General features: G+C 40.6%; 1 pseudogene. It reads right to left on the bottom strand.

The window, feature by feature from the left end:
- A pseudogene (locus tag A3757_RS26430) lies at positions 1-293 on the bottom strand (MFS transporter); the annotation flags it as partial.

The following is a 293-nucleotide window of genomic DNA, read 5'->3' as shown; positions in this document are numbered from 1 at the left end:
TTACCCCTAAGACAATATCTGAAATACGATAGAAGCCGACAAATATCAACAATAAGACCGCTAGCTTTAGACCGTAGCGGCTAAAAAACTCTTCAACGGGAGCAATATAAGATTGATGTATGAGTGTCTTTTCGTAAAAGGGGGTATTGGCCATCGAACGAATAAACAGTGCGACAGTTAAAAGCCCTGTAAGCAGGCGTAAACATTCAACTAGCAAGTTCCCTAAAGCAGAGTTCTTAAACAACTCAGCCAAGAAGATTTTCAATTCTGCAGCCAGTTCAGAGCCTAGAATA

This window comes from Oleiphilus sp. HI0117, assembly GCF_001635235.1.
This window is presented reverse-complemented; position numbering and strand designations above follow the sequence as displayed.